Origin of the sequence: Porticoccus sp. (genome assembly GCF_965660005.1) — a bacterium.
GTDB lineage: Bacteria > Pseudomonadota > Gammaproteobacteria > Pseudomonadales > Porticoccaceae > Porticoccus.
The window spans coordinates 1-14,114 of the sequence record NZ_CBFHYF010000003.1 but is presented as its reverse complement, the minus strand read 5'-3'; the positions used below and the strand labels follow the sequence as shown (position 1 = coordinate 14,114).

Annotated in this window: 12 protein-coding genes; 3 read left to right on the top strand and 9 right to left on the bottom strand. The window is 53.9% G+C overall.

Going from position 1 to position 14,114, the window contains the following annotated elements; translation table 11 throughout:
- The coding region (locus tag ACTF5G_RS01330) for a thioredoxin family protein (RefSeq protein ID WP_438951105.1) at positions 1-151 on the bottom strand (151 nt) is incomplete at its 3' end.
- A gap of 158 nt (positions 152-309) precedes the next feature.
- Between ACTF5G_RS01330 and ACTF5G_RS01325 the strand changes: the two genes are divergently transcribed.
- The gene (locus ACTF5G_RS01325) at positions 310-1,821 is read left to right on the top strand and encodes a Ppx/GppA phosphatase family protein (RefSeq protein WP_438951018.1); all 1,512 of its coding nucleotides are present in this window, start codon (positions 310-312) and stop codon (positions 1,819-1,821) included.
- Positions 1,822-1,838: 17 nt separating this feature from the next.
- Here the strand turns inward: ACTF5G_RS01325 and ppk1 are convergent, their stop codons facing one another.
- The 4 genes from ppk1 to ACTF5G_RS01305 form a co-directional block, all read right to left on the bottom strand.
- A complete protein-coding gene (ppk1, locus tag ACTF5G_RS01320) occupies positions 1,839-3,872 on the bottom strand; it encodes a polyphosphate kinase 1 (protein WP_438951017.1) in 2,034 nt (677 codons plus the stop codon).
- 202 nt (positions 3,873-4,074) lie between these two features.
- Positions 4,075-5,229 (bottom strand): radical SAM family heme chaperone HemW, encoded by a 1,155-nt coding sequence (hemW, locus tag ACTF5G_RS01315; protein WP_438951016.1) that lies wholly within the window; start codon positions 5,227-5,229, stop codon positions 4,075-4,077.
- Positions 5,230-5,343: 114 nt separating this feature from the next.
- Positions 5,344-5,553 carry a lipid A-modifier LpxR family protein gene (locus ACTF5G_RS01310; RefSeq protein WP_438951015.1) on the bottom strand — a complete coding sequence of 70 codons (210 nt, stop codon included), beginning with the start codon at positions 5,551-5,553 and terminating at the stop codon, positions 5,344-5,346.
- A gap of 10 nt (positions 5,554-5,563) precedes the next feature.
- Positions 5,564-6,376, bottom strand: coding sequence for a lipid A deacylase LpxR family protein (locus ACTF5G_RS01305; RefSeq protein ID WP_438951014.1), 813 nt, complete (start codon positions 6,374-6,376; stop codon positions 5,564-5,566).
- A 119-nt stretch (positions 6,377-6,495) separates the two neighbouring features.
- On the opposite strand from ACTF5G_RS01305, the gene ACTF5G_RS01300 reads away from it, so the two are divergent.
- Together ACTF5G_RS01300 and ACTF5G_RS01295 are read left to right on the top strand one after the other, a co-directional pair.
- Entirely contained in the window at positions 6,496-8,373 is a 1,878-nt protein-coding gene (locus ACTF5G_RS01300) for an MFS transporter (RefSeq protein ID WP_438951013.1), read from the top strand.
- A gap of 59 nt (positions 8,374-8,432) precedes the next feature.
- Positions 8,433-9,701: a dicarboxylate/amino acid:cation symporter gene (locus ACTF5G_RS01295; protein WP_438951012.1), complete on the top strand. Its 1,269-nt coding sequence runs from the start codon at positions 8,433-8,435 to the stop codon at positions 9,699-9,701.
- A 39-nt stretch (positions 9,702-9,740) separates the two neighbouring features.
- Here ACTF5G_RS01295 and ACTF5G_RS01290 read toward each other — a convergent pair whose 3' ends face one another.
- The 4 genes from ACTF5G_RS01290 to ACTF5G_RS01275 all read right to left on the bottom strand — a co-directional run.
- Positions 9,741-11,015, bottom strand: coding sequence for an inorganic phosphate transporter (locus tag ACTF5G_RS01290; RefSeq protein WP_438951011.1), 1,275 nt, complete (start codon positions 11,013-11,015; stop codon positions 9,741-9,743).
- Between the two features lie 29 nt (positions 11,016-11,044).
- Positions 11,045-11,725: a TIGR00153 family protein gene (locus ACTF5G_RS01285; RefSeq protein WP_438951010.1), complete on the bottom strand. Its 681-nt coding sequence runs from the start codon at positions 11,723-11,725 to the stop codon at positions 11,045-11,047.
- A gap of 98 nt (positions 11,726-11,823) precedes the next feature.
- Entirely contained in the window at positions 11,824-13,893 is a 2,070-nt protein-coding gene (gene recG, locus ACTF5G_RS01280) for an ATP-dependent DNA helicase RecG (protein ID WP_438951009.1), read from the bottom strand.
- Positions 13,890-14,114 (bottom strand): LysR substrate-binding domain-containing protein (locus ACTF5G_RS01275; RefSeq protein ID WP_438951008.1); only part of this gene is annotated, 225 nt, incomplete at its 5' end. The genes recG and ACTF5G_RS01275, both read right to left, overlap by 4 nt.

Sequence of the window (14,114 nt, the reverse complement as noted above, 5' to 3'; positions counted from 1 at the left end):
CATATTCGTTGGCCAATTCATCCAGAATCGGGGCGATCATTTTACAGGGGCCGCACCATGCAGCCCAGAAATCAACGAGTACTGGCAAGTCTGAGCCAAGTACGTCGCTTGCGAAACTGGCATCGGTGACGTGAACGATGTTGTCGCTCATTGGGGATCTCCAGATTAATGTGAATGGAATGGTAAGGGGGTAGAATTGTTACAAATCATAACATCCGTGTCGGGTAGGTAACAAATCTTCCCGACGGGGATAATCCTGTTGCCGGTCATAGTGCCGGCAGCCTCGCCAAACCACAAGGAAAACCCGCATTGGCTAATACAATGGCAAATGGGCAGGGCAGGACGCTGGCAGCAATTGATCTCGGCTCAAACAGCTTTCACATGATTGTTTCCCGGGTCACCCAGAATGAAATGCGACCGGTGGAGCGTTTTGGTGAACGGGTTCAGCTGGGTGCCGGTATGAAGTCAAATCGACTCGCTCCGGAGGCCATGGAGCGAGGATTCGCCTGCCTGGCCGGTTTTCGTCAGGCGCTGGATAAATTACAGCCGGAGCAAGTGCGGATTGTGGGAACCAACGCGTTGCGTGCGGCAAAAAACGCCTCGTTATTCATCAAGCAGGCGGAAGTGCTGATCGGTTATCCGGTGGAGGTGATTTCTGGCCGTGAAGAGGCCCGACTTATTTATCTCGGTGTGGCTCACACACTCGCCGATGACGACGACTCCCGGCTGGTGGTGGATATTGGTGGCGGCAGTACGGAATTTATTATTGGTCAGCGGTTTGAAGCCAAATTGCGCGAAAGTTTGCATATGGGTTGTGTGACCTATCGGGATCGCTACTTCCCCCGGGGCAAAATCTCTCCCAAACGTTTTGAAAAGGCCTACCGTGCCGCTTGTCAGGAAGTACTGAAAATTCGTAAGGCTTATAAAAACCAGGGTTGGGATAACGCGGTGGGTTCGTCGGGCACCATGGCCAGCATTGAAAAATTGATCATCGACAAAGGCTGGGCGAGCGAAGGTATCAGTGCGGTGAATCTGGGACGTTTGAAGAAGCTACTATTGCAATACAGGGACATCGACGCACTGTCAGAATTATCGGGTTTGAGTGATCGGCGACGTGGGGTAATCGTACCGGGCGTTGCCATCACCTGTGCGATTTTCGATGCGTTGAACATTGAACAGATACACGTATCAAGCGGTGCCCTCAGAGAGGGTCTCATCTATGAAATCATGGGTCGACTGGAGCATGAAGATGTGCGCGAACGCAGCGTGACAGCGCTGATGCTGCGATCGGAGGCGGATCGGCAAAATGCGGATCAGGTAGAGTCCATGGCCACCCTGTTATTCGATGCAGTGGCCGATGAATGGCAGCTCAATGAGTCTGATCGGGCTTTGCTTTGCTGGGCGGCCAGATTGCATGAGGTGGGTTTAAGCATTGCCCACAGCCAATTCCACAAGCATGGACAGTACCTTATAGAGCATTCCGATTTGACGGGTTTCAGTAAACAGATGCAGCGGGAATTAGCCCTTCTGGTCCGCAGTCACCGGCAAAAGTTTCCGTCGGGTGACTTGGTCGGTTACGAAACAGAGCAGCGCACTCGCTTAAAACGTCTCTGTATTCTGATGCGGTTGGCAGTACTGTTTAAATATGTCACCCCGGTGGAAGGCGAGCCGATGTTTACCACCAGGATCAAGGGGTCGGAGGTGACCCTGACCTTTGACACCGACTGGCTGGACCATCACCCTCTGACCAGTACAGCACTATCTTCGGAGCAACGCTACCTGAAGAAAATCGGCTTTCAGCTGAGGCTCTGCAGCCGTTGAGTTAGTGTGAACAGGCCCTAATCCGCCAGGTTCTCAAGCAATGCCAGTTGGGCAGCATATCGGGTGGCTCCTTGTGCAGGGTGGTTAAGCAAATATTGCCCATCGGGCTGCAGCGCCCAGCTCTGGCAATTGTCCATCAGGTAACTCTGCAGTTCATTGCGTATCCTTGCCTGCAACAGATTGCGCTCCATTGCATCGGCACTGGCACAATAGATGTGCGGTGAGGCGTTGAGAAAATAATATACCCGCGAGTGCTCCAGAAAGCGTCCGATGACGGAACGCACCTGAATATTTTCGGAGACACCGGAAATCCCCGGTCGCAGGCAACACATACCGCGAACAATCAGATCAATTTTGACCCCGGCATTGCTTGCCTCATACAGCGAGGTAATGATCTTCGACTCGGTCAGTGCGTTCACTTTGATAATGATGTGGACTTCCTTGCCCTGCCGGGCGGCCTCGGCCTCGGCTTCTATCAGTCGCAGCAGATTTTTCTTCAATGTAAAAGGGGCGCTGAACAGAGTCTTGATGCGTTCTGCCTTACCCATCCCCGTCAGCTGCTGGAAGATTTTATGTACATCGCTGCAAAGATCCGGGTCGGCCGTCAGCAGGCTGTAATCGGTATACATGCGTGCATTGCCGGAGTGATAGTTCCCTGTGCCCAGGTGCACATAGCGGTGCAGCTGGTTATTTTCCCGACGGACAATCAGCAGTGCCTTGGCGTGGGTCTTATACCCCATCACGCCATAGGTAACCACGGCACCTGCCTCCTGGAGGTGAGTGGCCAGTTGCAGATTTTCCTCTTCATCAAAACGGGCCCTCAGCTCAATCACAACGGTCACTTCCTTGCCGGCTCTGGCCGATTCCAGCAACGCATCGACAATTTCCGATGAGGCGCCCGTGCGGTAGAGCGTCATTTTGATCGACAGTACGGCACTGTCTCTGGCTGCCTGACGCAACAGGTCAATGATCGGGGTGAATGACTGGAATGGATGGTGCAGCAGAATATCTTCTTTGCGTATCATGTCGAGAATACTGCTGTCCGATAGTCGCAATGCCCTAGGAATGGAGGGAATCATGGGAGGGAACAGTAAATCAGGGCGATTCAGCATCTGCCGCAATTGCATCATCCGTCCGAGATTTACCGGGCCATCCACACGATAGAGCTCATCCTCACCGAGGTTGTACTCCCGCAACAAAAAATCCACCAGCTCAGTCGGGCAATTTTTGTCCACTTCCAGCCGGACGGCGCTGCCAAAGCGCCGCGAGTGCAACTCGCCGCGAAGTGCCCTGGCAATATCCTCTACCTCGGCGGCATTAAGGTCGAGGTCGCCATCGCGGGTGATCCGGAACTGGTAGCAGCCGATAGCGCTCATGCCATTGAACAAATCGTCGATATGGGCGTGTATCAGTGATGAGAGCAGCACAAAATTGTCACCATCGACACAGAGTTCGTTGGGCAACCTTACCAGCCTCGGCAGTGAACGCGGTGCCGGCACAATGGCCATACCACTATCCCGGCCGAAGGCGTCCTTGCCCTCCAGCGAGACAATAAAGTTGAGACTTTTATTGACCAGCCGGGGAAACGGATGAGCGGGATCGAGGCCGATAGGGCTGATGACGGGCATCACCTGATGGCGAAAATAGTCCTCGGCCCAGAGTGCTACTTCCGGACTCCACTGGTGGCGATTCAGTACCCGAATTTTTTCCTGTTCAAGTGCTGGCAGGAGCACCTCGTTGAGAATTTTATATTGCTGGTTGGTGGCCGCCTTGCACTGTTCGCCGAGAACCTGGAGTACATCCCTTGGCGGCATGCCGTCGATATTGACAATTTCACGGGCAAAGCTGATTTGTCGTTTTAGTCCGGCCAGCCGAATTTCAAAAAATTCGTCCATATTGCTGTTGAAAATCATCAGGAACTGAAATCGTTCCAACAGGGGGTAATCGTCATCCAATGCCTGCTCCAGAACACGCAGATTGAACTGCATCAGGCTCATATGGCGGTTGATGAAATATTTGGCATGGCCAATATCGATCAGCTCTTCAGGCATGCTGGCTTCCGGTTTTCCGTTGGAACGGCGGATTCAGTTGTATTGTTCATAATAGATACAGTGTAAGGCACAAGACAATCTCCCATTGTCACGGTTGTGTGTGACAAAATTTGGACAGTTGTCCCGGCTGACAGATTGAGAGATGGCTGAAAATTCCAGGGTGACTGTCGGTGTCATCGGGTTGTTGAAAAAACCAGTGGCTTTATTCGCTGAAATAGCAAAGCACGGTGTTTAAAAACCGGTGGCCTTTCTTCGTTGTGACAAGATGTGAAGACGAATTTTCCAGTAGACCTGCGATCATCAATTTTTCACAGGTCTCATTGATTTTATCAAGAGAAATCCCGGTTCTTGCTTCAAAATAGGGTTTTTCAATGCCTTGGTTAAGTCGCAGGGCATTCATCATGAATTCCAGTGGCAGTTCGTTTTCGAGAATGTTTTTGCAGTGCGCAATAAATGAATTTTCCCTGGCCAGATAATCGTCAGGCTTGCGTGTTTTTGCCGTGCGAATAATACGCTGTTCATCGGGTAGTGTGATCTTACCGTGTGCGCCGGCACCGATGCCCAGATAGTCGCCGAACTGCCAATAATTCCGGTTGTGCAGGGAGAATTTTTTCTCGCGACAAAAGGCAGAGACTTCGTATTGAAAAAAGCCGTTATCGGCCAGTAATTGATGACCGCTCTGCTGGATGGTGTCGAGCACATCCTCGGTGGGCAAGGTGGGTGGGCGACGGTAAAACTCGGTGTTGGGTTCGATGGTCAGTTGATACCAGGAAATATGTGTGGGCGCGAGGTCAATAGCCTGTTGCAAATCCGCCATTGCCTCCTGTTCAGTTTGTGCCGGCAGGCCGTGCATCAGGTCCAGATTGATATTGTCAAAACCGGTGGATCGGGCCATCGCGACAGCGTCACGGGCATTTTCTGCCGAGTGGATACGGCCCAGTTTTTCCAGATGGCGGTTATCAAAGCTCTGAATGCCAATTGACAGACGGTTGACACCGACATTGCGAAAACCATTGAATTTGGCCTGCTCAAAAGTGCCGGGGTTTGCTTCCAGCGTGATTTCAATGGTGTCGGTAAAACCGAAGCGTCGCCGGGCGGCCTGAATAACCCTGCCGATACTCTCCGCAGAAAAAAGACTGGGTGTTCCCCCGCCAAAAAAAATGGAAGACAGTTGTCTGCCCTGTGCATAGGGCATTTCCATATCCAGCTCACGAATCAGGGCCTGGACGTACTCTGCCTCCGGCAGGTGTTTGCCGCTGGCGTGAGAGTTAAAATCGCAGTAGGGGCACTTTCGGATGCACCAGGGGATATGGACGTAGAGTGACAGGGGTGGAAGGCTGAGCGGAGTATCGTGCATGGCGCAGATAGTAGCATTTAGACGACGGGGCCGTTTTATTTTTCTGTGTTGAGCCCCCCCGAAAATGTCATGGCTCCTGGGAATCCGGTATTGCTATTTTCCTTGCAAGGGGGATTACCAGGAATAGGAAACGGACAGAGAACCGTACTGATGGGTATTGCGTTGTTCTTCAAATTCGCGGGTGCGGAACACCTTCGCATAGGACACTTTCCAGCCCGCCAACAGAAAACTGAAACCCACGGCGGCATCGCCCACTACTGGTCTGCGATCAACACGGTGGCTGTCCTCAAAGGTATTGCCGTCGAGAAAAATATCCCTTGCCACCAGGCGGGCATCAAAGGAAACAAAGGCGTGCAGACCACAGATGGGCAGACGGCAGTGGCGTATATCGCCCCGCCCCGGGGCACTGTTGTCCCCCCCCCGGCCGCAGGGCGGCGGTGCCGAAATCCTCAGGTAACTGCCAACCAACCCGGTATTCGGCACCAAAATTAAGGTAAGTGGCCACATTGCCGAGACTGCCGCCCGCGTGAAGAATCGCGTCCTGGTGAGGCCACTGTTCGGTCAGTTTGTAGCGCCGCTTGTGTTCGTAGACAAACTGAAGTCCAAGCTCGTTTTCCAGCTGGTGATCCCAGCCCTGAAATTTATCGATACCGCGAATCTCATGAATCAGATCCTGAGCGTTTCCTGCCAGGGATGCAGGGCCCACCATGCCCACATTGAGTTCCAGTGTATCCAGCTGTTCTCGGTCGCGGATATGGTAGGCGAACCCGAGGTAGAGGTACCCGGCATAGGGTCGGCCGTCTTCAATCAGTGTCGAAGTATCTTTTTCCCCCGGAGTGAAAATCAATTGCCCGGTACTGATTACCAGATTGCGCTGTAATGCCTCCGCATCTTTCAGATTGTGAAAGAAGCGTAGTCGGTGGTTTGCCTCTCTGACCCAATCGGGCAGATCGGGGTCTTTAAGGTAGGAGCTGAGGTCCTGAGAAACGCAGGAGAAGCGGATACCGTTGGTATAGTGTTGATCGGTTTCACCAAACAGGTCATTTTCTAGGTAGAGATTGACGGTACTGCAAAAGCGCTCGTCCCCCTCGGTACCGAGGCCAACTGAGGGGAATAGCAGAATTAACAGTATTGGCAGGTGTTTCATGGCGATTCCAGTGCAGGCCGGGGTTAATTATGTGCCCCGCTGCGGTATTCGGGCAACGCCATTGAATAACACCGGGCGTAGCGGCAAGATGTCTGTCTGTCGGAAAAAGGGATGAGCGGGTGAGTAACAGCAGTAATGAACTGATGAAAGCCCGGCGCTTTCGGCCACTCTTCATGACCCAATTTTTTGGTGCGCTCAACGATAACCTGTTCAAAAATGGGTTATTGGTAATGATCGTGAGTGCCAGTATCGCCGGGACTGCCAATGTTAACACCGTCGTCAATCTGGCGGCGGGCCTGTTTATCCTGCCTTTTTTTCTGTTTTCTGCCCTCGCCGGCCAATTGGCTGACAAGCATGAGAAGTCGCTTATTATCCGGCGCATCAAGCTGGCTGAAATATTGATCATGTTGCTGGGTGCGCTGGCTTTCTGGTTCGGGACTCTCTGGTTGCTGCTCGCAGTGCTGTTTCTGATGGGCGCTCAGTCCGCTTTTTTTGGGCCGGTAAAGTATGCGATTCTACCCCAGCATCTCGGTGACGATGAATTGGTGGCAGGAAACGCCCGGGTAGGGATGGGCACCTTTGTCGCAATTTTGATTGGTACCATTGCCGGCAGCTTGCTTGGAGGAACGGCCAATGCGCACTGGTTGATGGGTATTGTTGTGATTTGTGTGGCCTTGACAGGCTGGTGGAGCAGTCGACAAATCCCGCTGGCAGAGGCCCGCGCACCGTCACTCCGTATAGACTGGAACACTCCCAGGATCAGCTGGCAGCTGATCAGGCTGGCCGCCGGGAAACGGTCTGTGTTTCTCGCGATTCTCGGTATTTCCTGGTTCTGGATGCTAGGGGCCAGCTATTTGACCCAGATGCCCAATTTCACCATCACCGTGCTTCGTGGCACACCGGGGGTCATTGCCCTGATACTCTCGGCCTTTACCGTTGGTGTGGCGGCGGGAGCAATGCTCTGTGACCGCTTGAGTGGTGCCCGGGTAGAAATTGGTCTGGTGCCACTGGGTGCCATCGGCCTCAGCCTGTTTGGCATCGACCTGTATTTTGCCGCTGCCGGGTATACCACCGAGAGCCCTGTTGGTGTCGCCGGTTTTGTGCTCCGTCCCGACGGATTGCGCGTGTTGTTCGATATAGCCATGCTGGGATTATTTGGCGGCCTGTATATCGTACCACTCTACGCCATGGTGCAGGCGCGTACTGATCCGCAGCTGCGTGCCAGAATTATCGGCAGCAACAATATTCTCAATGCGTTTTTTATGGTGTTGGCCAGCGTATTGGGCATCCTGTTTCTCGGTGTGGCAGGTTTCCGCATTGAGGAATTGTTTCTGGTGCTGGCGCTGATGAATATCGCCGTTGCGGTGTTTATTTTTCTGCAGGTGCCTGAGTTCACCATGCGTTTCCTGGTGTGGTTGGTAGGCCACAGCCTGTACCGGGTAAAACATCGTGGTCTGGAGCTGATACCGTTGAAAGGCCCCGCCATTCTGGTCTGCAATCATGTCAGTTATGTGGATGCGCTGTTACTGGCCGGTGCGGTGCGGCGACCGATTCGCTTTGTCATGTATAAACCGATTTACGAGTTGCCGGTACTGAATTTTATATTTCGCACCGGCGGTGCCATTCCGATTTGTTCGAAGAGCCAGGATCTGGAGGCCTATCAACAGGCCATGGCGGCGATCGATGAGGCATTGAAAAAAGGTCAGTTGCTCTGTCTCTTCCCGGAGGGCAAGCTCACTGAGGACGGTGAAATCGATACCTTCAAAAATGGCATCGAGCGAATACTGGCTCGCAATCCCGTGCCGGTAGTACCGATGGCGCTGCAAGGCCTTTGGAAGAGTTTTTTCAGCCGCAGTCACGGTGGTGCATTCAGAAAGCCGTTTCGACCGGGCTGGCGTCGGGTAGCGGTGATCGCGGGGATACCGATAACCGCTGAAAGTGCTTCAGCCGAACGGTTGCAGGCCGAAGTCATTGCATTACGTGGTGACATGAGATAAGCGTAGCTGCCAGCTTTGAGCCGGTGGACAGCAAACCCGACAGAGGGCAGGAAACAGATATGGGTAAGTTAAAATTACACTGGCAGATGCTGATTGCGATTCTTGTTGCAGTCGTTATCGGCCTCCTGTTCGATCTGGAAACCACCCTGCTGGGTGTGAGCCTCTACAGTATCTTTGACTTTATCGGGATGCTGTTTCTCAACGCGCTGAAAATGCTCATTGTGCCGTTGGTGATGTCTTCCATCATTGTGGGTATCGCCGGGCTGGGCGGCAGCGACAACCTGGGGCGTCTCGGTGCCAAGACAATCGGTTTCTACCTTTGCAGCAGCCTGCTGGCAATCATGGTCGGTCTGTTGCTGGTCAATCTCCTGTCCCCCGGTGTCATTGACGGCGAGGCGGCGGGCAGCCGGCTCAATCTCAGTGAGCCGGAGGCAGTTTCTTCTCAACTGAAAGCTGTCGAGGGCCGGGGTGTCGGGGACATTGCCGGAATATTTCTGCGTATGGTGCCGCCCAATATCGTTGAGGCAGCGGCGGATGGACAGATGTTGGGACTGATTTTTTTCAGTCTACTGTTTGGGGTATTCATGACTCGCATTACCAAAGAACCTGCGCAGACCCTGCTGGGTTTCTGGAACGGTGTTTATGAAACCATGATGGTAATGACCCTGTTTATCATGAAATTTGCCCCGCTGGGGGTGCTGGGATTGGTGGCCAAAACCATTCTGGTCACCGGGTTTGACGCCTTTCAGCCTTTGCTGATGTTTTTTATCACGGTGGTTCTGGCGCTGGTGATTCATGTATTTGTCACCCTGGCGCTGATATTGCGACTCGCCGGTTTGAGTCCGCTGAAGCATTACCGGGCCATACTTCCTGCCATGCTGACTGCGTTTTCCACGGCCTCCTCCTCTGGCACCTTGCCAGTGACGATTGAATGTGTGGAGAAAAATGCCGGGGTTTCCAACCGAACCAGTGCCTTCGTGCTGCCGCTGGGTGCGACGATCAACATGGATGGTACGGCGCTTTATGAGTGTGTTGCCGCTATGTTCATCGCCCAGGCCTACGGTCTGGAACTCGGTTTCGTCACCCAGTTTACGATTGTGCTGGTGGCCCTTTTGACGTCGATTGGGGTAGCGGGGATTCCCTCGGCCAGTCTGGTGGCGATTACGGTAATTCTCGGAGTAATAGGTTTACCGCTGGAAGCGATCGGGATGTTACTGGTGACTGACCGTGTTCTCGACATGATGCGAACGTCAGTAAACGTTTTCAGTGACGCCTGTGGGGCTGTGGTGATTGCCAGGAGTGAGGGTGAGAAGGGTCTGCTGATTTGAAAAAAAGCCCGGCAGAAAAGCCGGGCTGACAGGTTTTGTCTAGCTGAAGATACCTCGAATTATATAGAAGAACAGAATCGCCAATCCGGCCCCAGCAGGCAGGGTCACCAACCAGGACATGAATATCGTACCGACGACACGCAGGTTGAGTGCCGCAATGCCGCGTGCCAGCCCGACACCCAGCACAGCACCCACCAGGGTGTGCGTTGTGGATATTGGCAGGCCGGTGCCTGATGCCAGCACTACCGTTGCCGCTGCGCCCAGTTCGGCAGCGAAACCGCGGCTGGGGGTCAGTTCGGTAATCTTTTTCCCCACGGTGCCCATGACTTTGAAGCCATAGGTTGCCAGCCCCAATACGATACCAATCCCGCCCAGTAACAGAATCCAGCGCGGCATCACTGCCTGGGCTTCAACAGCCCCAGAGTTGATTACACTGACAATGGCAGCCAGCGGGCCGACAGCGTTGGCCACATCATTGGACCCGTGGGCAAAGGCCATGGCGCAGGCTGTAAAGATCATCAACACGGCAAAAACCCGTTCGACGCTGGCAAATCTATTATGTTTTTCGGCCGCTTCATCACGCTTGACGCCGCTGAGCAGCAGGGTTCCCAGAGCCATGACCAGAAGCCCAATGACAATGGCGATCAGGGTGCATTGACCAAAAGTGAGGCTGATGCCCATGTCGCGAAAAACATATTTGACCCCTTTGAGCATGGTTACCATGGCAATCAGGAAGCCGACGGCAAACATATAAAAGGGGATGATTTTCTTGGCCCGCATAAACGGGTCGTCCTGGGTCAGGACCAGTTTTTGCACACTGTGAAACAGTATGTAGGAAATAGCTCCTGCCAGCAGTGGCGAAACGACCCAGCTGGCGACGATGTTGCTCACTTTGCCCCAATTGACCGAATCTACAGAAATACCTACTGCTGCAAAGCCGATAATGGCACCCACGATGGAGTGCGTGGTCGAAACCGGCCAACCCATGATACTGGCCAGCATCAGCCAGGTTCCCGCAGCCAGTAATGCCGACATCATTCCGAACACCAGCAGTTCCGGTGAGTTGGTCAGTACCGATGGATCAATAATACCCGTGCGTATGGTGTCGGTGACCGCACCACCCGCCAGATAGGCACCGGCAAATTCAAAGATCATCGCGATCAGTATGGCCTGCTTGACTGTCAGTGCTCTGGAACCCACTGAGGTGCCCATCGCATTGGCCACATCGTTGGCCCCCACTCCCCAGGCCATGAATACGCCAAATATACAGGCGAGGATAATCAATAACTGGCCATGTTCAGCTAGTAGAGTCATTGGTTTGAATTCCCGTTTACTGGTTTCGGTTACCGGGCGAGAAGCAACTGCAATTTGCCGCCCACACTCTGGGAGAGATCGGCGACTTCGCCAATGATGTCGATCACCTGATAAAGAAATATCACGTTGATCGGGGGTAAGTTGGTTTCCAGTTCAAAAAGGTGATGCCGGATCTCCTGTTCCAGGTGATCACTTCTGTCTTCCAGTTTGTCCAGGTCGCGGATCAGGTTTTCAACAAAGTCCACCTCCTTGCCGCTGAAACCGACTTCCAGCAGTTCATCGAGTTCATTTATGGCCACGTGGGCCTGGCGGCAGGCTTCAATTGCCGATCCGACAAACTCGCTCATTTTTTCCTGCAGAGGTTCCGGGATCAGCATTTTCCGGCCAAGCATCAGGCCAGCGATATCCTTGGATCGGTTGGCAATCCGATCCTGCTGACTGAGCATGTTGAGCAGATCGGAACGATCCATTGGCATAAACAGGCTCTTGGGTAATTGCAGGCGCAGTTCGCGCTTCATAACATCGGCCTGATGCTCGAGATCTGACATTTCGTCGAATACCTTGTCAGCCTGTTGCCAGTTTTCTGCAATGGCTGCAGCCAGAAAATCGGCGAGTTTCTCGGTACAGGAAACTACCACCGTCATATGGGCCTGCAGGGGACTGATGGGGGATTTGCCAAACAGGTTGGAGAGAGGATTGCTGAAAACCATGGGATGTCCTCTGTGCGTTGAAGGGCGCGAGTATAAGAATCTGTCACATAAATGTCACATTTTTGCTGATGTAAAACCGCCAATGCTTCAGTATGAACCTAAACTTGGCTGAAATGATCAGTTTCCCCCAGCCAGCGACGGATAATGGCGGACACTCGGTCGGGGTTTTTGCTCAGCATCTGTTGGGCCGTGCACCGGATTTCCGGCAATAGGTGGCTATCTCGTTGCAGGTCAGCGATACGCAGCATCACGTCACCGGTTTGTCGGGTGCCGAGCATTTCACCGGGACCGCGCAGCTGCAGGTCTTTCTCGGCAATCTGAAACCCGTCATTGGTTTGGCGCATGATGGACAGACGCTGACTGCCGGCAGCCGAGAGCGGCGGGCTGTACAGTAACACACAATAACTTTCCGTCTGACCCCGACCCACCCGGCCTCTCAATTGGTGCAGTTGCGCCAGTCCCAAACGCTCCGGATTTTCGATCACCATCAAACTGGCGTTGGGCACATCAACACCCACTTCGATCACTGTTGTGGCGACAAGAAGCTGGATGTCCCCGGCTTTGAATGCCGACATGGTGGCGGCCTTTTCAGCCGGTTTGAGTCTGCCGTGAATGAGCCCGATAGGCAATTGTGGCAGCAGCAGGTGTAATGCATCCGCTGTTGCTTCCGCGGCTTCGGCCTCGAGTAGTTCCGACTCTTCAATCAGTGTGCAGACCCAATAGGATTGACGTCCCTGTGCACAGGCATTGCGCACCCGCTCTACCACCTCCAGACGGCGTTGGTTGGAAATGACCACGGTGCTGACCGGCGCCCGCCCGGGTGGCAGCTCATCAATAATTGAACAGTCCAGATCAGCGTATGCGCTCATTGCGAGGGTTCGGGGTATTGGTGTCGCAGTCATCACCAGCTGGTGAGGGATCTGGCCATTCTGTCCCTTGTTGCGAAGGGCAAGACGCTGGTGCACACCAAAACGGTGTTGCTCATCAATGATGATCAGGCCGAGGTTGTGGAACTGGACCTGTTCCTGAAAAAGTGCATGGGTGCCGATGGCAATTTGAGCGCTGCCGCTATCTATCATTGCCAGTTGCCTTTCGCGCGCCTTGCCTTTGACTTTGCCTGTGAGCCAGGCAATTTGAATACCCAGAGGCTCCAGCCATTGAGTGAAATTATTGCGGTGCTGCTCGGCCAGTATCTCGGTGGGTGCCATCAGGGCCACCTGTCTGCCGCTGGCGACACACTGCAATGCAGCCATGGCACTGACCACAGTTTTTCCGGAGCCCACGTCGCCCTGTAACAGTCGCAACATCGGGCTGGTTTGCTCCAGATCCTGTTTGATTTCCTGACTGACCCGTTGCTGGGCGTTGGTCAGTGGAAATGGCAGGGACGCCAGAAACTCCAGCAGCACCTTATCATCGCCTTTGAGCTCAGGGGCCTGGTGTTGTCTGATAGCCTGCCGAAGTCGCAGCAGACTGAGCTGATGGGCCAGCATTTCTTCATAAGCCAGGCGCTGTTGGGCCGGGTGTTCACCGCGGGCGAGCAGATCGAGTGGCGCATCGGTCGGCGGCTGGTGAAGGAATTTTATGGCGTCTGCCAGGGACGGTGCCGCGTTGTCCTGTTCAAGAAATTCAGTCAGTGATCGGTCGCTCACCAGAGCAAGTGCCTGGTCGATAATCGTCCGCAACCGCTGCTGGCTCACCCCCTCTGCAACGGGGTAAACCGCTGTCAGATGCTGTTGTAGGGGCAGCGCCTGGTCTCCGTCGAGAAACTGGTACTCTGGATGATACATCTCAATTCCGGAGCTCCCGGCACGGACTTCCCCAAAGCAACGCAGTCTGCCCCCCCGGGCAAGATTTTGCCGTTGGGCGGTGGAGAAATGAAAAAATCGCAGTGTGATAATACCGGTGTGATCCTGCACCCGACAGATCAGACTGCGACGGCGGCCAAACGCGAGATCACAACCCCGGATCTCCCCCTCAATGACAACGTCACGGTTGGGTTGCAACGCACCGATTGGCGTGACTCGAGTGCGGTCCAGGTAGCGGACTGGCAGGTGGAACAGTAGGTCCTGAATACTGTGGATGAGCAGTTTAGCCAGTTTCAGGGAGAGTTGGGTGCCGACGCCTTTCAGGCGGGTAACCGGTAGCTGATCGAGAACGATTTTGTTCATGCAGCACAGGGTGGGCAACTGGGTAAGGCGTTCATCTTGATGGCATCCCGTAATGCATCGACCGCCTTGTGGCGCGGAAAACTGGCCCGCCAGGCCAGTGCCACAGTCCGGCAGGGAACCGGATCAACAAAGGGTCTGGTAATCAGCAAACCGTCTTTGTAGCCCGCGCCGATAGCAGCGGATTGTGGCAAGATCGTAATACCCAGCCGGGAGGCAACCAT